Origin of the sequence: Ravibacter arvi (assembly GCF_039540405.1) — a bacterium.
In the GTDB taxonomy this organism is placed as follows: domain Bacteria; phylum Bacteroidota; class Bacteroidia; order Cytophagales; family Spirosomataceae; genus Ravibacter; species Ravibacter arvi.
Genome location: NZ_BAABEY010000025.1, coordinates 185,884 through 204,730, shown reverse-complemented (window position 1 = coordinate 204,730; position 18,847 = coordinate 185,884). Strand labels below are relative to the sequence as shown.

17 protein-coding genes and 1 pseudogene are annotated in these 18,847 nt (G+C 51.8%); 3 read left to right on the top strand and 15 right to left on the bottom strand.

Features of this window, described 5'->3' with window-relative positions:
- Nucleotides 1-9 precede the first annotated feature (9 nt).
- From ABD852_RS14125 to ABD852_RS14115, 3 genes are all read right to left on the bottom strand, one after another.
- Complete coding sequence (locus ABD852_RS14125; protein WP_345029944.1) at nucleotides 10-441, bottom strand: lipocalin family protein; 432 nt, start codon at nucleotides 439-441, stop codon at nucleotides 10-12.
- A gap of 237 nt (nucleotides 442-678) precedes the next feature.
- Nucleotides 679-885 carry a hypothetical protein gene (locus tag ABD852_RS14120; protein ID WP_345029942.1) on the bottom strand — a complete coding sequence of 69 codons (207 nt, stop codon included), beginning with the start codon at nucleotides 883-885 and terminating at the stop codon, nucleotides 679-681.
- Complete coding sequence (locus ABD852_RS14115) at nucleotides 846-998, bottom strand: hypothetical protein (protein WP_345029940.1); 153 nt, start codon at nucleotides 996-998, stop codon at nucleotides 846-848. The genes ABD852_RS14120 and ABD852_RS14115 overlap by 40 nt, the downstream gene beginning before the upstream one ends.
- Before the next feature lie 361 nt (nucleotides 999-1,359).
- On the opposite strand from ABD852_RS14115, the gene ABD852_RS14110 reads away from it, so the two are divergent.
- Nucleotides 1,360-1,674 (top strand): GIY-YIG nuclease family protein, encoded by a 315-nt coding sequence (locus ABD852_RS14110; RefSeq protein WP_345029938.1) that lies wholly within the window; start codon nucleotides 1,360-1,362, stop codon nucleotides 1,672-1,674.
- A gap of 278 nt (nucleotides 1,675-1,952) precedes the next feature.
- Here the strand turns inward: ABD852_RS14110 and ABD852_RS14105 are convergent, their stop codons facing one another.
- From ABD852_RS14105 to ABD852_RS14060, 10 genes are all read right to left on the bottom strand, one after another.
- Nucleotides 1,953-2,081, bottom strand: coding sequence for a hypothetical protein (locus ABD852_RS14105; RefSeq protein ID WP_345029937.1), 129 nt, complete (start codon nucleotides 2,079-2,081; stop codon nucleotides 1,953-1,955).
- An 86-nt stretch (nucleotides 2,082-2,167) separates the two neighbouring features.
- Entirely contained in the window at nucleotides 2,168-3,403 is a 1,236-nt protein-coding gene (locus ABD852_RS14100; RefSeq protein ID WP_345029935.1) for a polysaccharide deacetylase family protein, read from the bottom strand.
- A gap of 23 nt (nucleotides 3,404-3,426) precedes the next feature.
- Nucleotides 3,427-4,755, bottom strand: coding sequence for a neutral/alkaline non-lysosomal ceramidase N-terminal domain-containing protein (locus ABD852_RS14095; RefSeq protein ID WP_345029933.1), 1,329 nt, complete (start codon nucleotides 4,753-4,755; stop codon nucleotides 3,427-3,429).
- A 19-nt stretch (nucleotides 4,756-4,774) separates the two neighbouring features.
- On the bottom strand, nucleotides 4,775-7,807 hold the full coding sequence (locus ABD852_RS14090) for a PVC-type heme-binding CxxCH protein (RefSeq protein ID WP_345029931.1): 3,033 nt from the start codon (nucleotides 7,805-7,807) through the stop codon (nucleotides 4,775-4,777).
- A 48-nt stretch (nucleotides 7,808-7,855) separates the two neighbouring features.
- Nucleotides 7,856-9,196: a neutral/alkaline non-lysosomal ceramidase N-terminal domain-containing protein gene (locus ABD852_RS14085; protein ID WP_345029929.1), complete on the bottom strand. Its 1,341-nt coding sequence runs from the start codon at nucleotides 9,194-9,196 to the stop codon at nucleotides 7,856-7,858.
- Between the two features lie 29 nt (nucleotides 9,197-9,225).
- A complete protein-coding gene (locus ABD852_RS14080) occupies nucleotides 9,226-10,665 on the bottom strand; it encodes a sialate O-acetylesterase (RefSeq protein ID WP_345029926.1) in 1,440 nt (479 codons plus the stop codon).
- A complete protein-coding gene (locus ABD852_RS14075; protein WP_345029924.1) occupies nucleotides 10,666-11,556 on the bottom strand; it encodes an alpha/beta hydrolase family protein in 891 nt (296 codons plus the stop codon).
- Nucleotides 11,547-12,095 carry a gluconate 2-dehydrogenase subunit 3 family protein gene (locus tag ABD852_RS14070; protein WP_345029922.1) on the bottom strand — a complete coding sequence of 183 codons (549 nt, stop codon included), beginning with the start codon at nucleotides 12,093-12,095 and terminating at the stop codon, nucleotides 11,547-11,549. Before ABD852_RS14070 ends, ABD852_RS14075 begins: the two co-directional genes overlap by 10 nt.
- 128 nt (nucleotides 12,096-12,223) lie before the next feature.
- Nucleotides 12,224-13,921, bottom strand: coding sequence for a GMC oxidoreductase (locus ABD852_RS14065; RefSeq protein WP_345029921.1), 1,698 nt, complete (start codon nucleotides 13,919-13,921; stop codon nucleotides 12,224-12,226).
- 2 nt (nucleotides 13,922-13,923) lie between these two features.
- Complete coding sequence (locus ABD852_RS14060; protein WP_345029919.1) at nucleotides 13,924-15,579, bottom strand: LamG-like jellyroll fold domain-containing protein; 1,656 nt, start codon at nucleotides 15,577-15,579, stop codon at nucleotides 13,924-13,926.
- A 63-nt stretch (nucleotides 15,580-15,642) separates the two neighbouring features.
- On the opposite strand from ABD852_RS14060, the gene ABD852_RS14055 reads away from it, so the two are divergent.
- Together ABD852_RS14055 and ABD852_RS14050 are read left to right on the top strand one after the other, a co-directional pair.
- Nucleotides 15,643-15,897 carry a type II toxin-antitoxin system Phd/YefM family antitoxin gene (locus ABD852_RS14055; RefSeq protein WP_345029918.1) on the top strand — a complete coding sequence of 85 codons (255 nt, stop codon included), beginning with the start codon at nucleotides 15,643-15,645 and terminating at the stop codon, nucleotides 15,895-15,897.
- A 1-nt stretch (nucleotide 15,898) separates the two neighbouring features.
- Nucleotides 15,899-16,156 (top strand): annotated as a pseudogene (locus ABD852_RS14050) (Txe/YoeB family addiction module toxin).
- A gap of 13 nt (nucleotides 16,157-16,169) precedes the next feature.
- On the opposite strand, the gene ABD852_RS14045 reads toward ABD852_RS14050, so the two are convergent.
- Both ABD852_RS14045 and ABD852_RS14040 read right to left on the bottom strand, forming a co-directional pair.
- Nucleotides 16,170-17,084, bottom strand: a complete 915-nt coding sequence (locus ABD852_RS14045; RefSeq protein ID WP_345029917.1) for a polysaccharide deacetylase family protein — start codon at nucleotides 17,082-17,084, stop codon at nucleotides 16,170-16,172.
- 90 nt (nucleotides 17,085-17,174) lie between these two features.
- Nucleotides 17,175-18,836 (bottom strand): RagB/SusD family nutrient uptake outer membrane protein, encoded by a 1,662-nt coding sequence (locus ABD852_RS14040; protein WP_345029914.1) that lies wholly within the window; start codon nucleotides 18,834-18,836, stop codon nucleotides 17,175-17,177.
- Between the last annotated feature and the right edge of the window lie 11 nt (nucleotides 18,837-18,847).

Sequence of the window (18,847 nt, the reverse complement as noted above, 5' to 3'; positions counted from 1 at the left end):
ACCGGGATTTTATTTTTTCTTGTATTCCAAAAGGTTTTCTCCTTGCTTTAGAACCAATTTAGACGGCGTTAACTCCTCGATATGAAATACTTCATCACCTGTTGAAGAGGTTCCGTTGCCGATACTTTCGGCAGTAAGGATGAGGGTGTCGCCGGCCACCCGCCATTTTTTGTAAAGCAGGGTTTTCATATTGTCGGATCGTGCAGTGCCGTCTTCAAACATCGAAAAATGAAGGGCGGCCTGCGAGAGGTCCAGCCATGAGCCAATCAGGAGGTGCTGGTCTGTTTTCCCCGTTGCAGCGGGTTCGTTTTGACCGTCGTTTGGGGCCTGGATAGCATCCGGCTCAGTAGTTGCAGTTTTGGTAGACGGGTTGCAGGAAAGGGTAAGCGATAATGCGCCGATGAAGAAAAGCGGCGCTAATTTTTTGATTGGTTTCTCCATTTCCGAGAGGTGATGTTTGTTTATTTGTTTGTATGAGGCCGCAGTAAGTTACGACTATCTTAAAACGTAGAAAAGTATAGTTGTAGTAGGTGTTGAGGTGATAAAGAAAAGGTACGTCATTTGACCGACGTACCTGTCACCCCGACTGCTCGGTCATCCCGGCTTGTATCCCCGTCATCCCGACCGCAGTGGAGGGATCTCCCGCTCCCCGAACCCAATCCTTTAAATAGGATTTTTCTAATAACAGGAGATCCTTCGGCTCCACTGCGTTCCGCTCAGGATGCCCCTCGGGCAGATGTGCTTACCATTGGCAATACTACGGATGCGCGCGCCATCCGGACGGTCATTCCGAGCGGAGCCGAGGAATCTCCGGCACCCCGAACCCAATCCTTTAAATAGGATTTTTATAGCAACAGGAGATCCTTCAGTTCCACTGCGTTCCATTCAGGATGACCATCCGGCAGATGCGCTACCATTGACAACACGATGGATGACGCCACTCCAACCGGAGGGTCATCCCGACCGTAGCGGAGGGATCTCCCGGTCCCTTCACCCAATCCCTTTTAGAGGACTTTTTATAGCAACAGAAGATCCTTCGACTCCACTGCGTTCCGCTCAGGATGATCGTCCGGGTGGTAGTCTCCGGCAACTATTGACTTCCATTGACAACATCTATTTGTCATCTCCGCTACAAGGTGTTTTCGCAAAAAAAAACTTTTTTCTCGGAATGACGGGAGCCGGAGTCCCCGTCATTCCGACCGCAGTGGAGGGATCTCCTATGCCTTCCGGTTTTTTAGGGAATGGATTTTGCGGTTTGATTGGGGAGATTCCTCGGCTCCACTGCGTTGCGCTCGGAATGGCGGAGGTGTATGTTGTTAGTTATCAAATTGTTATATTGGTATTCTCAAAACATACTATATGAAAAAAATAGCATTTATCTATATGATGAGTAATAAACATGGAAATGTACTCTACATTGGGGTTACTTCCAATCTTCGGAAAAGAGCATACGAGCATCGCCATCATTTGTTAGAAAAAAGTTTCACTGATGTTTATAACCTGGAGTATCTGGTATACTATGAACACTATGAATCCGTCGCTTTAGCAATCGAAAGAGAGAAGCAATTGAAAAAGTGGACGCGTGCTAAAAAGGACGCTTTGATAGCGATTCGAAATCCTTCGAGAAGAGATTTGTATAGTGAAATACAGGAGGAAGTTTACTCACTGATTTGATGACAGGGGAATGAGGGGGCTCCCCGTTATCCCCTACCGATGTTTCCGTCATCCTGACGTATGTCTCCGTCATCCCGACCGCAGTGGAGGGATCTCCCGCTCCCCGGACCTAATCCTTTAAATAGGATTTTTCTAATAACAGGAGATCCTTCGGTTTCACTGCGTTCCGCTCAGGATGACCCTCGGGTAGAAGTGCTTACCATTGACAATACTACGGATTTGCGCGCCGTCCGGACGGTCATTCCGAGCGGAGCCGAGGAATCTCCCGCCCCCCGAACCTAATCCTTTAAATAGGATTTTTCTAACAACAGGAGATCCTTCGGCTCCACTGCGTTCCGCTCAGGATGACCGTCCGGATGGTAGCCTCCGGCTACCATTGACTTCCATTGACAACACCTCTTTGTCATTTCTATCCCAAGGTGTTTTCGCAAAAAACTTCTTTCCCGGAATGACGAAGAGGGCGATTTCTCTCCCGTCATTCCGGACGCAATGTTTACTTCACCGGTATCAGCTTAATCGTCCGGAGGTCAAGTAGTGCGCCTTTTTCAAAGGGTTCTTCGGAACGAAAAGCCAGTTGGTGTCTTCCCTTCTCCAATTTTATCCGGCCGATTTTTTTCTCTTTGAAAGTTTCCCAGGAGCCGGACTTTTCCACTTTCCCGGAGAGAAGCTTCTTATTGGTTTCCAGGACAAAGTTCTTGCCGGCTTCTTCGTCAGAAACCGACCAATCCAGTACTACGTCGTATTGACTTGTCTGGGGTATCTCCAGGCTCCATTCCACCTTGTCTTTCCCGGTAAACCAACCGAATGCTTTCCATTCCGGCATATACTCAATTTTAGGGCCCACAGCAGTGCCGTAGCGTGCTTCCAGCGTCAGCGGTTTTCCTGCGGCAGCATAGAGGGTTTGGGGCGTATTGATCAGCCCGGCATCTCTTTTCTCTTTTACATATTGTGCAATGGTACCGATCGGCGCTATCCAGATCCCGTTTTTGGGGTCCTTGGCGTACTGAATCAATTTCTCCAGCATGGCAAGGCGGGAGGTTTGATTGCCCGAATCCGCTGTTTCGTGACCTGCCAACACCAGCCATTGACCCGCTTTTTCGGCTTGCCGGATCATGGGAAGGAGTTGTTCAAAATCTTTTCCATCCATTTCAACACCGGTCAACAGCGCCATGTCGCAGTAATTGGGGTCAACCGGGGCTTCGTCCAGCCATCTGCGGCCGGCTACAAACATGTCGGCGATAAGCGGGACGAAACTCTGGGCGTTTTTACCCCTGCCGATCGTCGTGATGCCGCAAGGATATGCGTAGGTGGTGGGGGTTACGCCCAGCAACTCTTTGATTTGCCGGTTGGCTTCCGTGAGTTCCGCCCGCATTTTGTCGATCGTGTACATTTCAAGTGCCCTTTCCCGCGACCACACAAAGTTGCCGCTGCACGGATGTACAATGGAATGATTGCCCATTTCATGCCCGTTTTTGACTGCTTTTTTCCAAAGTTCGAGATCAGGCTTCACATTGGAGGGAACGACATAAAAGGTAGCCTGTACGCCGTACTTGTCGAACAAGTCGGTTCCTTGTCTGACATTTGTTTTACGTGCATCGTCGAAGCTCAGGCTAAGCGCCATGCGTTTGCCTTCAGGCCACGGAAATTTCTGCGGATTGCCTTGCGCCAGTGCCCCGGTAAGGGGTAAACAAAGGAGGTGCAAAAGGGCGAATTTTGATAGCTTATTCATAAATCGGATTGGTTTAATAAATTTTACCGGGCGCTCATGGCTCCTTCTATATAGCCGAGAACGCCGTTAATCAGGTCCTTTCCTGCGCCGGGCTTGAAGGGGGTAACGGTAGTCTCGTAGCCACCGTAAGGGATTTCCTCGTCTGTCATCATATAACCGAGCCAACCGTTGGTGTAGCCGTAGTAAAATGTATATGGAAAAGGTGACCGTTCCCGGACTTCATTCGAGATTTCGCAGAAGAGCTCAAGCGGAGCGCTCCAGATTGCGATGTCCTTGTTAATCTTGAGAAAACGAACCGGGAGTTTGACCACCTGCGTTCCGGCAGTATTGGTGCCGGTGTAGTCTGCCATGTACCCGGGCCATTTCAGACCTTCGCGTCGTGGTGTTTCGACAATGGTACCGCCCGTCTTAATGCTGACGATTGCGTCGGAGGAGGTCATCCTGGCGTTGGCTTCCAGGATCCGGTCGCCCAGAAGGGGTTCAAATTCCTTCAGGCGGAACGGTGTGGGCTGTGTACTGTAGATAGGGGCAATGTTCCCCGCGGCGCCATTGATGAAAAGCATGGTGGCGCCTGTTTTTTTCTCCACGTACTCCGAAACAATACCGGGGCCGTCGCCGCTGATCAGTGTACATTCACCACCGATCACCGTGCCGTGCATGGCGTAGTTCGCAATAATCGCCATGGCAGAGTTATCGCTTTTGTCGATGCGCAACATACCGATACGGCGATCCACCGGCAGGTCGGGGTTAAGCCCGAGGTAGGTCTTCCCCTGGGCATCGCGTGCGCGCCGGTTAATGTTAGCGTTGGAATGTCCCCAGCCCACCGAGAGCCTGGCGGGTTCCAACCGCTTTATGGCGTCTTTTACCGCGGAGACCAGCTTTGTCTCGGTTTCTTCGGCATATTTTTTGTCGTACTGGTGCTTATACCGTTCGCCGAGAAAAGCTTCAGGCAGACCGGGAGGGCCTAATTCCGGGGCGGAATGGGTATGGGTAAATGACCACCAGAAGTTTTCCCTTTCTATGCCCAGTTCTTTCTTTAAACGGGCGGCAACCTGGTCGTATTCGGACGGTGCAATCAGGCAGATGTCCGATGAAACCAATACAAACCGGGTTTTCCCATCGTCCATAACCACAATCCGGTGGTAGATTTTATCGTTTACCCCGGTTGACTTCCTGGCTCCGTAGCCTAACAGCTGTTGCGGGCTGTCCGGTGTAATATCCACTTTGCCTACTGCTGCCTTGAAAGACTGCGCAATGGAGGGAAGGGGCGTAAATGTCGCCATTAGCCCAATACCCAAGGCGGCCGTGGATTTGAGCAAAGCCCGCACGTTTTTTGTTGTCGGATAGTTCATAAGAATTGCCTTATTCGTACTATTTAGGTTGTCGGATATAGGCGAGTAAATCAGCCATCTGTTGTTTATCAATCAATTGGTTGAAGCCGTTGGTCATGACCGAAGTGCTCATTGCGGTAAGCGACCTGATGTCGGACCTGGCTACGATTGTTTCGATACCGCCATAATTTTTAAGCGTAATTGCCGAAGGCGTTTCCGTGGCGATAAGACCCTGGAGCGTTTCTCCCGAATTGAGCTCTACATTCCAGATATCGAAGCCGTCAGCGATAGACAAATTAGGGTCCAGGATATCGGCAATGATGGATTCGGGGCGCCTGTTGCGGATTGTGCCCAGGTCTGGGCCGTAGGCAACGCCGTTTTTACCGCCTATCTGGTGGCAAACGGAGCAATGCTGGATGAAGAGCTTGTGCCCGTTTTCTGCATTTGCCGGAAGCTTCAGGGCTTCCTCGTAGGTTTTGATCACCTCCTGCTGAGAATTATTGTTGCCGGCCAGAAGCCCTCTCGCCCTGTTCCTGAGTTTTTCGTTGCCGTTGGCCATTAGTCCTACCTGCCGGGGCCAGCTGATCGCGGTGGGATCAACCACGTTTTTCTCCAGTGCGTCGAGCAGCAAGACCACACGGGACTCGCTCGACATGAATATGCCGATGGCCTGGTCTCTCAGCCCGGGCGTAAGACTGCTCCATTTGCTGACCAGGAACACACTGACGGTTGAATCTGGAATCGCATTGAGCGCGCTGAGTGCGGCCGATTGTACTGAAACGGGCTGGACAGGATCAATCAGCTGCCGGAAAACGTCCGCATGTTTCCGCGGATCTTCAAGGGTCAGCATCCGGATGGATTCCGTTCTTTTTTCAGGATCAAGTTTTTTATCTTCCGCATTTTTCCCGGCGGCGGCAATTGCCCTGGCGGTGCTTTCCCCGGCAGGTAGTCCCAATACCCGCAGCAGGTCCATAGAGGCTTTTCTGAGACCTGCATCTTTGTTTTCCAGGGCGTTCGAAAGCAGCAGGCTACGTTCAGCGCCCAGGCTGTCTTTGTCAATTTCCTTATTCCGCAATCCTTGGGCGAGGCCTTTCAGTAAAGGGGCTTTCCATTCAGCATTACCGCCGGCAGGAGCAAGCGCGCGGGCGACGAGCGATTTGATCCGGGAGCTTTCACCCGCAGCCCCGGCCATATTGCTGAGCCGTTCCAGCAGAGTGGCGTATTGGGGGTTCCCTTTTTGGTACCGTTGAATGACTTCTTCCAAAAGGTTCGTTTCGGCGGCAGGAATAGCGGAAAGCGCCGCGATTTGCATCCAATTGTCCCCCAGGTTTTCGAATAACAGGTTTTTTCTCGCCTGAACTGCTTCAGGGGTATTGACAAACCCGAGCGTTGCCAGTAATTGAAAACGTACTTTGGACGATTGATCATGCTGAAGTTTTACGAGTTCGGCCACCACCCGGTCTTTTTTCTCCTCGTCTTTGCCCAGAAGCACTTCTTCTGAAATGCGAATGGCGTTTTCCCGAACACCGGCTTCCGGGTCCTGTATACCTTTCAACAGAACATCGGTTGTCAGCGAGGCTAACCCTTCCAGTGTCCAGAGCGCGTGAAGCCTGCCCAGCGGACTGGCGCCGGTGCGGACTACTTCTTCCAGCAGGGCGGTTGCCTTGCTGTCTTTCCGGTCGACGAGTAGCCGCTGTGCGTTTTTACGCCACCAGGAGTTGGGGCTGGACAAGTATTTTACGAGTTCTTCTGTACCGGCTTCTCCCAGCTTGAGTCCCGAAGTCCAATCGGCTTTGGCGGCGCCTTTGGGCGTAATACGGTAGATACGCCCCTGGTCCATCCCGTTGTAAATTGCGTCGGATTTGGCTACCTCGTCGGCCATCCATTCCGGATGCTCCACAATTTGCCGGTAATAATCCACCACATACAGGGCGCCGTCCGGCCCTACATACATATTCACCGGGCGAAACCACGCATCGGTAGAGGCGAAGAATTCTTTTTGTTCCAGCACGCGGCTGGCGGTGAACGTGGCGCCGCGGTCGCGCAGGATGTCCGCATGTACGAGGTTTCCTACAGGTTCGGCTACAAACGTGACGCTGTCATAAAGAGCGGGAAACAGGCCTCCTGTGTAGGCAGTGATACCGCACGCAGATGTGAAAACACCTAAATCCGTCAGTAACTGATGCTCCGGGTTCTTGGTGATGGGGTATACGTCGGCCGCGTTACCGTGATCCGATACGGATTCGATGGAATTGGATACAAGGAGGGATTTATTGCGATCAAGGTACCGCGCTTTTATCACTTCATGGTAAATATGGTGGGCATTGCTGACCAGGAAGCGGTTTCCCCACTTATCAAAAGTATGGCCGAATTGGGTTTGACTGGAAAGATTTTCAAGCGTTACCTGGTCGGGGTTGAACCTGACGCTTCTCCCGAGTGCATTTTCAGGGAGCCTGGGTCCGTCAGGGTGCCCCGGATAGAAAACTTCGCTTCCCCTGTCACTGTAGTACTGCGTATAAACTTTGGCTGTAGCGGCAGGTTCGTGGCCCAGGTAGATCCAGTTGTCGAGGCCGAGCATGGGGTTGTTCACGTTGTGCTGGGGGTTTGCCAGCGCAAATCCGGTCAGAATAACCTCCCGTTTATCGGATTTGCCATCGCCGTCAGTGTCTTCCAGGTACAATACGTTGGGCGGATCCGTTACTAGTATCCCTTTTTTCCAGCGCATGACACCGGTAGGCAATACCAGTTTGTCGGCAAAAACCGTGCTTTTATCCATTACACCGTCACCGTCGGTGTCCTCCAGGAGTTTGACGGCGCCGGAACCACCCTTGTCAAGGGGGTAGCCGTGCATCTCTACCACGTACATACGGCCGTTTTCGTCAATTTCCATGGCCACCGGGTCAGCGACCAGCGGTTCCGCAGCGATTTGCTGGAATTCAAAACCCTCGGCAATTTCAAAGGTCGGGATAGCTTCGGCGGGAGAAAGCCCCTGCCGGGTCTGGGTTTTCTGGCAACCTGAGAAACAGCTCAGGCCGATGATTCCGCCCAGGTAGAGTACTCTTTTGGCTAACATTAATCAATCGTTTATTATAGAGAAATAGCGTAAATCGATACGGTTACTTTATTTTTTTTGCCTCGAAATTTCTTCGAGGTGTCTGCTTACGCCTTCAGCGAGGTCAACTGCGGCGGCAGGTGAGAAGGGCGATACCATAGGCTCATAGCCGCCCAGCTTAATTTCGTCTTCGGTGCACAAATAGCCGAAAGTACCGTTGGTGATGCCGGAATAGAAAGTGTAAGCAAACGGTGAATTGTTGCGAATTTCATTTGAAACTTCGCAGAACAGTTCGCAAGGGGCAGACCAGAACATGATGTCATCATTAATCCGAAGGAATTGTACCGGCATCCGGATCAGGTTTTGTCCTGTGCTGGAGGTACGCGCGTAGGCTTTCAGATCATCGGGCCAGGTCTTTATATCCGCCCGCCGCGGGGTTTCAATGTTAATGCCGGTGGTATTGAGCCTGACCTGGCCGGTGGTGGCTGTAATTTTACGGCTGGCTTCGAGTATAGGCTCTCCCAGGAGCTTTCTGAACTGCCGGAGCTGTCCGTCCTTGTTGCCTGTATTATTGACAGAGATGGAGAAGCGGGGTGCAATATTGCCCAGGGCGCCATTTACGAATAGCAGCGGCGCCCCGGCCTGTTCTTCCACATACTGGGCCACTTCACCGGGAACATCACCGCTTATCCTGACATCGGTACTGGCCAGAACGGTCCCGTGGATAGCGTAGTTGGCGACAATGGCCATGGGTTTTCCGTTGGCGTGGTCGATGCGCAGCAAGCCGATCCGGTTGTCGACGGGGGCATCCGGGTTTTCGCCCAGGAAGGTTTTATTGTCAACCCCTCGGGCACGGCGGTTGATATTGGCCCGGGAGAAGCCCCAACCCACCCCCAACCGGGCAGCCGAGAGATTTTTCCTGGCGAGGCGCACGGCTTCTACCAGCTGGTCTTCTACATATTGCGCATAGGCTTCATTGTGTTTCACCTCATAGCGATCTCCTAAAAACAGGGGAATCACACCGGGAGGGCCCGTTTCCGGCGCCGAATGCGTGTGGGTATTGGTCCACCAGAAATCAGCGCGGTCAATGTTGAACATTTTCTTCAGCCGGGCAGCAGCCTTGTCATAGGTGTTGGGAGCAATAGTGCCCAGATCGGTTGCCACCAGGTAAAACTGCTTTTTCCCGTCGTCGAGTACCACCACTTTGTGGTACAGGCTGTCTCTCACGCCATTGGATTGCCGCGGTGCATATCCCAGCAAATTCTGGGGCGTCAGGGGGGTGATATTGCTCCTGCCGAAGCCGGCTTTGAAATTCCCGGCTTCCTGCCCGTAAAGACTGGAAAAGCAAAACAGGGCCAGGAATAAAAGAAATTTACTTTGGCTTTTCTTAAAGGTTGGATTCAGGTACATACTTGGAAAAGGTTAAGGGAATAGCAATTTCACCATTCGTCGGTTCTGAACGGTACGACGGGCAGCCCGGACTTGTCAAACAGTGTAGGGGAGGGACTGTTGCTGAATGCAAACCGAACGGCCACGGGATTCGTAACATCGTCTGCCCACACTTCCACCTGGTTTTTCCCGACTACGCGGGCATTGGCCTCGGTAAATTTTTTGCTCCGGTCTGCGATTTCAAATTCCATTACCTCGTTTTTCCGGAATTCAAGGCCTTTTTCGGAAACATCCCGGAACGTAAGCAACACTTTATTTCCCCGGATTTCTTTTTTTGCGAACGACGGGCTCTTATAATCGGGGCGCCGGACCTGATAGGTTTCATTCAGTGCCCAATTGGCAAGGCGCCTGCCCACTTCGGCTTTGTAAATGGGATGTACATCCTTCAGGTTGTCGACCAGGTCGGTTGAGACCACCATACCGCTTTTAGGCAGATCAAGCGCTTTTTCCTGCATTTCCCGCACATATGCAGCTTTTTTGCCGGTACTATCCTGCGGATATTGAAAGGGTGCAATCTGAACATAGTAAAACGGGAACTCGGTTGCATTTGCCCTTCGCCAGTTCTCAACCATCAGGTGCTGCAGCGTATAATAGGCGGGCGGGTTGTGGGTGTTGGACTCTCCCTGGTACCAGATCACTCCCGCGATCCGGAAGTCCGTCAGCGGGGCGACCATGCCATTGTATATGGCGCCGGCCTTGTTGGGCCAGTACAGGGTGGGCGGAATAATATCAGCCGATTTTTTGCAATCCGGGTAGAGTTCCACCAACTCGCGTGGAATCCAGGATTCGATGTAGGAACCGCCCCACGCCATATCTACCAAACCTACCGGCACTTTTAATTCCCGGTTCAATTGCTTTCCGAAGAAGTAGCCCACCGCACTGAAGTTGCGGAGGGCGGCCGAATCACAAACCGACCAGTTCCCTTCTACGTCCGCCTGTTTTTCTTCGCTTCCTCTTTTTCTCATTTTGAAAAGACGCAGCGCCGGATTTGAAAGACCTTTTTGATCGGCAATGGCATCCTTAACGCCGTGTTTGGCACTCCATTCCATATTGGATTGCCCGGCGCAAAGCCAGACTTCACCCATCATGATGTTGCGGATGGTGAACTCACCGTCTTCAGCCGCAATAGTAAGCGTATAGGGGCCGCCTGCTGCGGGTGTATCCACATAAAACTGCCAGGAAGCATTTCCATCGCCTTTGATTTTAAATACCTGGTCAGACCAGGAGGGTTTCACAGTCGCTGTTTCCCAGGGGTCGGCCCAACCCCATATTTTAATCCGGGTATTTTGCTGAAGCACCATGTGATCAGCGAAAATCGAAGGAAGCCAAACCCTGGCCCGGCTTTCGATTGCCGTCAATCCCAGCAAAAGCGCGACGCAAATGCAGGTTTTGACCAGGGTATCGGGAAGCAGGCGTCTGAGAGCGTTCATTTATTTAAAACGTTTGATGTACAGGAGCAATTCTTTGTTCATACTTTCATTGCCGCAGCTCAGCGCGTGGTCGTCGCTGTCAATTTCCACGAGTTCTATATCTCCGCCGCCACGTTTCACCGCTTCGAAGAAACGGCGGGAGGTCGGTACCGTCACTACCGGGTCGCGGGCGCCATGCCAGATTTTTACCGGTACTGGGTACGGTTTCAATGGTCCGCGCGTGGAATTCACCGTATATTCATCAATAGGGTTAAAACCATTTACCGCGCAGGAATCGAATTCGGATACATTGCCGAATTGATATACCGCTGCCATTGCCTGCCGGGTACTTTTCAGCCAAGGGTTCTTCCAGGCCTGCCCGTACAAATCAAGCACCGGGCTATACATGACATGCCCGAGTACAATTGCCGAATGCCGGTACACAAAATTTGTGGACGACAGGCCGCCCATAGAAAATCCGCCGACAATGATCCGGGGATATACATTAAAATTTTGAACAATGTACTGATAAGCCTTGAAGGCCGAGGAAACTACTAATGGCCCGCCGAAATTTTCGACACCGCCGCCGTTCACATCAAACACGGCATAGCCGTTTTCGAGGAGGGTACGCTGCAGATCAAATTGGTTGAGGAACCATTCATTGGCCGACACGCCGCCGCCGGCGCCATGCGCCATGTAAACCAGGCGCGTCGGTTCCCCGTTGGCGGAGTAGGTGGCGGGGAGTTTGAGAATGGCAAAGTCTTCAACGGGAGCATTGTTCTGTCCCCGGGGAAAATGCCGGGTATCGCAGTCGTTCAGGGGGACCTTGAAATAGATTTCCCTGGTTTCCTGTCCTTTTGCGGAGAAACAAAAAAAAGCAAGAAAAACGAGTGTCAATAGCTTCAATGCCATGGTTTCTCAGTTGTACAGCCGTCGTAACGGCCGGGGGCGGGATTATATTCCAGGAATTTGACGGCGCCTACTTCCGAGGTCATATAGCCGGAAATGGTAAGTTCCTTGAACATGCGGAAATAATGGACCGGTTCGCCGGACTTCCGGGCGGACATATAAGCGATATGTGCTTTGTCGATGGTGGTCAGCAGCGTTTCTCTTTCTGTGGGGTTTAGTTTAAGAAAGGACCTGCCATAGGTATCATGGCTGGTTTTTTCCAGTTTCTCTATCCCTGCCAGAAAAATTTGCTGTTCCGCCGGAGTATAACAGTCCGCTACAATAACAGACATAAAAGCGGCTACATCCGCCTCTTTTGCACCCGGGGTGTCGGTTGCCGGAAAAATAGTTTCCCCGACCTCGTTCAACAGCACTTTTTGGGCTGCGGTTAAAAAATCACTGTCTTTGGGAAAGGTGAACGAGCTGCTCAGAAATGCCTGCGCGCCGATCATTGTACCGCCCAGCAAAAGGGTTACTTTTTCGAGTGCTTCTCTTCTGTTCATGATTTTGTCTGTGTTGGGGGGAGATCGGAAATCAGAATTCGGAAATCGGCCGCGCCGCGCAAGCCCGTTTGTGCGCCTGATTTCTGATCTCCGATTTCCGATTTCCGATCTCCGATTTCTGATTTCCGTTACCGGATATTTCCTTTTCTCATTTCTTTAACTGCGTAGTCTACCGCCCTGGCGGTGAGTGCCATGTAGGTCACGGATGGGCCCGGGATGCAGCTCGATGAAGCCATAGCGGAACCGTCGGTGATAAAGACATTTTTCACCTCGTGCATCTGGTTCCATTTGTTCAGTACGGAGGTTTTCGGATCTTTTCCCATCCGGGCGGTGCCGGTCTCGTGTATACAGGATCCCGGTATTTTTTTCCAGTTATAGGTGGTGATATTTTTGAGCCCGCCCATTTCCAGGATTTCCGCGGCGCTGGTCATGGCATCTTCAATCAGTTTTTCTTCGTTTTCGCGGAACTCGCAGTCGATTTCCAGAACGGGCATACCGAATTTGTCTTTCCGGGTTTTACTCAACGTTGCTTTGTTGTCGAAGTACGGCAGGTGTTCTCCCCAGGCGGTGATGGCCATGCTCCATCCGCCGGCCTCGGTCAGGCGTTGTTTCAATTGCATGCCCACGCCGTCGGCCCAGCCGATGCGCCCCCGACCGGCGCCACCCTGGTAGGTGTACCCCCGCAGAAATTTGTCGGTTTTGGTTTTTTCGTTGATGTTGCGGAACCGTGGGACAAATATCCCGGTAGGCCGGTTGCCGAAAGTGTATTTATCCTGGAACCCATCGAAACTGCCGGAGGCCCCCATGCCGTAGGGCATGTCCATCAGGTTATGGCCGATCTGGCCGCTTCCGTTCCCAAGGCCTTCGGGAAATGCGTCCGAAACCGAATTGAGGAGGATCAGCGTGGTGTTGAGTGCCGATGCGTTCAGGAAGATTACTTTGGCGAAATATTCGTATTCCTCGAGTGTTTCCGAATCGACGACCCGGACACCGACGGCTTTTCTTTTTTCTTTGTCGTAGATGACTTCCTTTACCACCGAAAATGGCCTGAGGGTCATGTTGCCTGTGGCTGCGGCGGCCGGTATGGTCGCGGAAACGCTGCTGAAATAACCGCCGTAGCTACATCCGCTCTCACATTTGGCACGATACTGGCAGGGACCTCTCGTGCCGATTTGCCGGGTAAGGTTGGCAGTCCGCCCGTGTATGATCAGCCTTTCCCCGTTGAAACCTTTTTTTACCCGTTCGGATACATAACTTTCCAGGCAGTTCATAGGCATTGGCGGCTGGAATTTGCCGTCGGGCAGGTGGGGCAGACCTTCGAGCGATCCGGAAATGCCCACGAAAGGTTCCACGTAGTCATACCAGGGAGCAATATCCTTGTACCGGATAGGCCAGTCCACACCGAACCCGTCTTTGGCATTGGCCTCGAAATCGACGTCGCTGCGGCGGTAGCATTGACGGCCCCAAAGCAGGCTGCGGCCGCCCACCTGGTAGCCCCGCGCCCATTCAAAGGGCTTTACCTGTTCGTAGGGTTGGTCATGGTCGTTTACAAAAAAACGCTTGGAGGTTTCATGGAAATTATAGACACCACTCTGGATAGGGCTGCGGCGGATATCGTCCTGAGTTTTACGGCCGCGGTGCGGCAGCTCCCAGGGGGCTTTCATATCGTCGTAATCTTCTATATGTTTTACGTTGCGGCCGCGTTCCAGCACAAGAGTTTTCATGCCTTTTTCGCAGAGTTCTTTGGCGGCCCAGCCGCCGCTGATACCGGTACCTACGACAATGGCGTCATAGGTGTTTTTTGAATGCAGGTTTAAGGGAGTCATAATCAATAAGGACTGATACGTTGTGAACGCTTATTGGATACTGCAAAAGTGGTGTTTAAGGCCGCATGGTCGGACGGAAACTGAACGGGGTGTTCGCTTATTATTCGCGACGCGACCGCGCGGAGTCGATTTCCTTTGTAATAGATAAAATCGATACGATCGTTCATCCACACCTCGAATGCAAGGCTGAACGTAATACCCGGCATTTTCACCGGATCAGGATAAATTTCTCTGAAGGAGTCTTTAAAGCCGGCTTCTGCCTTGATGCGGCTGGCATTCCAATTGACCACGTAGCCCTTATGCTGTTTGCGGGTGGCTGCCACATAGTCAAGGTGTGAGCCGCTGTCAAAGTCACCACCGATGATGAGTGGGATGCTGTCGGTTTCTGCCAGACATTGGCTGATTTTCCGGAGTATTTCACGGATTTCCCGGCCGCGTGTGCGGTCGTCTTCTTCGAGAAATCGCTCAACCGACCAACCTTCGTTGTTGTCGAACGAATAGAAGAAATAAGCAGGTTGCCAATCCAGGCAAACCGAAAAGATATTTACTTTTTGATTCCCCGGGAGCGATATCTGTACGCCGCCTGCGGTAAAGGGGCGGCTTAGCGGATAGCTTTTTATAATGGGGTACCTGCTGATAATGGCGAGGTTGGCCGTGTCATTCGAGCCGACCAGGTAGAACTGGTAGCCGAGCGCATCGGCGAGGTAGGCCCCGGAACCTTCTGTTTCAACAATGAGGTAGACGTCGGAGTCTGTTTTGCGGAGTATTTCTGCAAGATTGGCCCGGCCGGTTTCTGCTCCGAAAACGTTGCCGCCGTGTTTGATATTATGGGTGGTCACGGTGAGCCCGGAGGTCGGCGCGGGAGTATAAGCTGCCGGAACGGCAGATCCCGAGATTTGCCGGTAATATCGCGCAATCGCTGTATCCGTAAGGGTGGCCTCGTAAATGCTGACATCGTCGATGAGGCCATTGTACGTTTCCCAGGTCGTGTAAAAGGGTTGGGTGGTGTAGGGAAACTTCCAGAACTGGCGGTAGTTCCGGCCGGCACGCGAGGCGCCGAGCGTAAGGTTGCCGCTGGAAAGGAAGCGGAGGTAAGGTGAAGCGAGATAGGTGGCTACCCGGATGCCGTCGCGATAGAACCGGAGCTCGCGGTCATCGGCGGAATAAGTAAGGGCGAGCAGGTGCCATTTGCCGTCGCGTATGCTTTGCCGGGGGGCAGTAGCCCGGTATTCATAAAACTCGTCCCGGAACCGGGCCTTAAAAAACCATGCGCCCTCAGCCGTAACGCCGATGGACCAGAAGTCTTTTTTGCCCGGCAGAAGGGTGGAAGCAATCGTATACTCCTTTCCGGACGTAGGGTCTGTATTGACCCAAATGGTAAAGGAAAAGTTACGGATTGCCGCAGTCGTATCCATCGAAAAATCGAGGGACCGGCGGGTTTTTGCATTTTTACTCAGGTCCAGGGCCTTCCCCGCGACCCCTTTCGTGGTGGCAACGGAGTCAGCGCCTGAGAAACCGGTCGCCCAATACGAAGGGGGAAGCTGGGCCCTCACTGCCGAAAAAACGAGTAGCAGCAATCCGCAGGCTGGTGCCGGAAGCGGATGCAGAAGCTGCCGAAGCAACCTTATCGCGTATTTCGGGGAGGTGAGGAAATTCATTTGTTGTTGGATAATTGCGAATTTTGTACGTAATTCTGTACAAGAAAATAAAGCCTGAAAGTTATGCTGATAGTCAATATCTCGGATTTCAGAAAAGACATTAAACTTTATCTGGATAAGGTTTCGAAAAATTTTGAAACGCTGATTATCAATCGTGCCAAAGATGTGAGTGTTGTCGTGATCTCTTTGGATGAGTATAACTCGTTAATGGCAACCCAGTATGAGCTGTCGTCCCGGAAAAACGAAATGAGGCTGGATTCGGCCATTGAAAAACTGAAAAAAAATGACTCGTTTGCAAAAGATCTGATCCAGGATTAGGATGAAATATATATTTGTAGATGAATCCTGGGAAGACTATCTCTATTGACAAAGCACAGACAAGAAAAAGCTGAGAAAAATAAATGAGCTTTTGAAAGATATTGCCAGGAATCCTTTTGACGGACTGGGAAAACCGGAGCCTTTGAAGCATAAGTACACGGGTTTTTGATCAAGACGAATTGATGACGAGCACCGTTTGATTTACAGATACGAAGCAGACGCGATTCTGATTGCCAAGTGCAGGCATCATTATGATTGAGGATAAATAATATCTACCCAATCAGGTTTTTATAGAGACTTTCAAACGTTCCGGTTTTCATGCCGGTTTTGTTGGCATATGCGAACGTCATATCAAGCGCCTTCATTTTGGGGTCGAAACGACCGATTGACCAGGGATGCCAAGCGAGCGTCAAGTGCTTTTTCTTCTTCTCTCTTGCAAGATCCATGAAGACTTTGTTCACGGCAAATTCTTCCTCCGGTTTTTGAATCGGTTTTTGAGGGACGGCGCCGTCAGGCCAGGGGCTTGGCCAGTTGAGCAGGGCTACCGTGTCTACGTTGGTGTGGCCTTTCAGCACGTTTTCGTGCCAGCCGTGTTTCGGGATCTCCCACAGGTTGGCATAGCCGTCAGCAGCGTAAGTAAACGGGTCGGTAATAGGGGCGGGCAGGGAGAATCCGGGCCCCCAGCAGATGGTAGTGATGTATTGATACCCGGCCTCCGTTACGATATCAAGAATATCTTTGTGGCCTTTGAAGCCGTCAACGTAGGCATAAGGGGTGGCGTAGCCGATAATGGGTTTGCCGAATATATCTTCCAGTCTTTTCTTGGAATCGATCAGTTGCTCCCGCGGGTTCCCGGTCCTGGGGTTCAGCGGGTGCGGGAGAATGAGCTGATGGCTTTTGGAATGGCTTCCGATTTCAAACAGCGGATTGTCGAGCAATTTTACCACCCGCTGCTTGTTAGCGTCGTTGAGAATATCCGATACGATAAAAAAAGTTGCGGGCGTTCGGTGTTTGAGGTGCACGTTCACGATGGACTCCAGGTGCTCGAGGCAGGCGGGGCTTTCCGTATCGTAGTTGGCAATAAAAACGGTGTCGGACTTTGCCGGGGGAGTCGCCGGAAGGAGTGCCGGGAACTGCGCCACAGCGGAAAGAACAGCGCCTTTTTTAAAGAATTGTCTTCTGTTCATGAAGATTGCAGGTTTAGCCTCAGGAAGAGGATCTTAAGATGAGAATTGAGGGCGGCCGCATAGCGGCCGCCCCGGTTTTCGGGTAAGGAATCAGTTTTTCCCGTATTTCGGATTCTGCACAATTTTGGAATTCTGATCCAATACGCTTTGCGGAATCGGCAATACGTAATTTTTTTCCGGGTCAAATGCACGGTTAGTGCCGCCTGTGGGCACAACGGTATACTTTTTCTTGCCGTTAACCATTTCGATTTTCATGGTGTGAACACTTCCGGGGATAAGTTTTTCAGCCAGTTTAAGCCGCATCAGGTCGGGCCATCTTTTGTCTTCAAAACACAGTTCTACCCGGCGCTCGCGGTAAATGGCGGTGCGCATGTCTGCCTGTGACAGACCTTTTTTCAGCTCAGGAAGGTCAACCCGCTTGCGGAGCTGGTTGATGGCGTCGTACACCGAAGCATCGGCTCCGGCCGCTTCGTTTTGTGCTTCTGCGTATCCCAGGAGGACTTCTGCATACCTGAAGATTACCCAGTTGGCACTGCTGAGCTTGTTATCCCCGTTGACGTAAAATTGCGTTTCTATGCCTTTCAGCGGGTGGTACACCGTACATGGCCTGCCGGTGCTCCCGAAGTTGAAATCAACCTCATTCAAGCTTCCCGAACCGGTATAGTAAACCGATTCATAGCCGTTCCAGATGTTCCCGTCGAAATTGATATCCTGGTAGAAGCGTTTTTCCCTGTTTTTGTAGGGATTTTGAGGATCATACCCGGATGCCGGATCGGTAATGGGCAACCCGTTGGCCATGGCATATTCGTCTACCAGCTCCTGGGTCACGTTAACACCTGACCAGGAGTTCTGCGTACCGCCCACAAAACAAATCGGCTGGTACCCCGAACGGCTGTTGCCGATACTGGTGCCACCGAGATAAGTTTTGTCAAATATGACCTCGGAATTGTTGTTGTTTGCTTCGTAGAAGAGCGTTCCACGGTCGGGGAATAGGGAATATGCCCCTAAATCCATTACCTGTTTGAAGGTCGCCGCCGCATTCTGCCACCTGGTTTTGTCGTTGGCCGGGTTTTTCAGCGGGCTCGCGTAAAACAGCTCGCACCAGGCTTTCAGGGTAAGGGCCGAGCCTTTTCCAGCCCGCGAAGCGCCGGGTTTTACCGGCAGGTCATTGGCGATGGCCGCACATTCGTCTACGATAAACTTGAAAGTCTCATCGTCCGTATTTCTTGCCCTGAAGATTTCCTCACCCTGGGTGTTCCGGTCCAGTACGTCGGTGATGATCGGGACCCCGCCGTAGGTCGTCCAGAGAATGGAGTAGAAATAAGCTCTCAGGAAACGGACTTCTGCGAGTCGCAGTTTTTTCCATTTCTCATCCAGCTTGGATTTTTCGACGTTGGCGATGAACACGTTGCAGGCGCGTATTTTGGAGAACTGGCTCCATTGCTGCAGGTTTGAAAGCGTATTGGGGGTTTCGATACCTAATACGTACAGTCCCCGGCTCCCGGCCCACAAATACTGGCTGATGGAGTTGTCTGTATAGTTATCGCCGTGATCGAAGAAGTCGATAGGACCGCGGATGCTGCCATAAATGCCGTTCAGGAAAAGGTCTGCATTCCCGGTTGAGGTCCAGAGTGTGGCGTCGGAGACCCGCTCTTTGGGGGTGACGTCAAGAAAATCCTGGCAGGAAGACATCACAAAGGTGCATGCCAGTGCCGCTAAAAACTTGCTGTATCTGAATATCGAAAATTTCATTTCGCAGGATA

Excerpts from the sequence above, each read along its gene's own strand:
- ABD852_RS14055 (WP_345029918.1), top strand. The coding sequence starts at position 15,643 with ATGCTGATAGTCAATATCTCGGATTTCAGAAAAGACATTAAACTTTAT.
- ABD852_RS14110 (WP_345029938.1), top strand. The coding sequence starts at position 1,360 with ATGAAAAAAATAGCATTTATCTATATGATGAGTAATAAACATGGAAAT.
- ABD852_RS14045 (WP_345029917.1), bottom strand. The coding sequence starts at position 17,084 with ATGAACAGAAGACAATTCTTTAAAAAAGGCGCTGTTCTTTCCGCTGTG.
- ABD852_RS14090 (WP_345029931.1), bottom strand. The coding sequence starts at position 7,807 with ATGTTAGCCAAAAGAGTACTCTACCTGGGCGGAATCATCGGCCTGAGC.
- ABD852_RS14040 (WP_345029914.1), bottom strand. The coding sequence starts at position 18,836 with ATGAAATTTTCGATATTCAGATACAGCAAGTTTTTAGCGGCACTGGCA.
- ABD852_RS14065 (WP_345029921.1), bottom strand. The coding sequence starts at position 13,921 with ATGACTCCCTTAAACCTGCATTCAAAAAACACCTATGACGCCATTGTC.
- ABD852_RS14120 (WP_345029942.1), bottom strand. The coding sequence starts at position 885 with ATGGAACGCAGTGGAACTGAAGGATCTCCTGTTGCTATAAAAATCCTA.
- ABD852_RS14100 (WP_345029935.1), bottom strand. The coding sequence starts at position 3,403 with ATGAATAAGCTATCAAAATTCGCCCTTTTGCACCTCCTTTGTTTACCC.
- ABD852_RS14080 (WP_345029926.1), bottom strand. The coding sequence starts at position 10,665 with ATGAACGCTCTCAGACGCCTGCTTCCCGATACCCTGGTCAAAACCTGC.
- ABD852_RS14070 (WP_345029922.1), bottom strand. The coding sequence starts at position 12,095 with ATGAACAGAAGAGAAGCACTCGAAAAAGTAACCCTTTTGCTGGGCGGT.
- ABD852_RS14085 (WP_345029929.1), bottom strand. The coding sequence starts at position 9,196 with ATGTACCTGAATCCAACCTTTAAGAAAAGCCAAAGTAAATTTCTTTTA.
- ABD852_RS14125 (WP_345029944.1), bottom strand. The coding sequence starts at position 441 with ATGGAGAAACCAATCAAAAAATTAGCGCCGCTTTTCTTCATCGGCGCA.
- ABD852_RS14095 (WP_345029933.1), bottom strand. The coding sequence starts at position 4,755 with ATGAACTATCCGACAACAAAAAACGTGCGGGCTTTGCTCAAATCCACG.
- ABD852_RS14105 (WP_345029937.1), bottom strand. The coding sequence starts at position 2,081 with ATGACAAAGAGGTGTTGTCAATGGAAGTCAATGGTAGCCGGAGGCTAC.
- ABD852_RS14075 (WP_345029924.1), bottom strand. The coding sequence starts at position 11,556 with ATGGCATTGAAGCTATTGACACTCGTTTTTCTTGCTTTTTTTTGTTTC.
- ABD852_RS14060 (WP_345029919.1), bottom strand. The coding sequence starts at position 15,579 with ATGAATTTCCTCACCTCCCCGAAATACGCGATAAGGTTGCTTCGGCAG.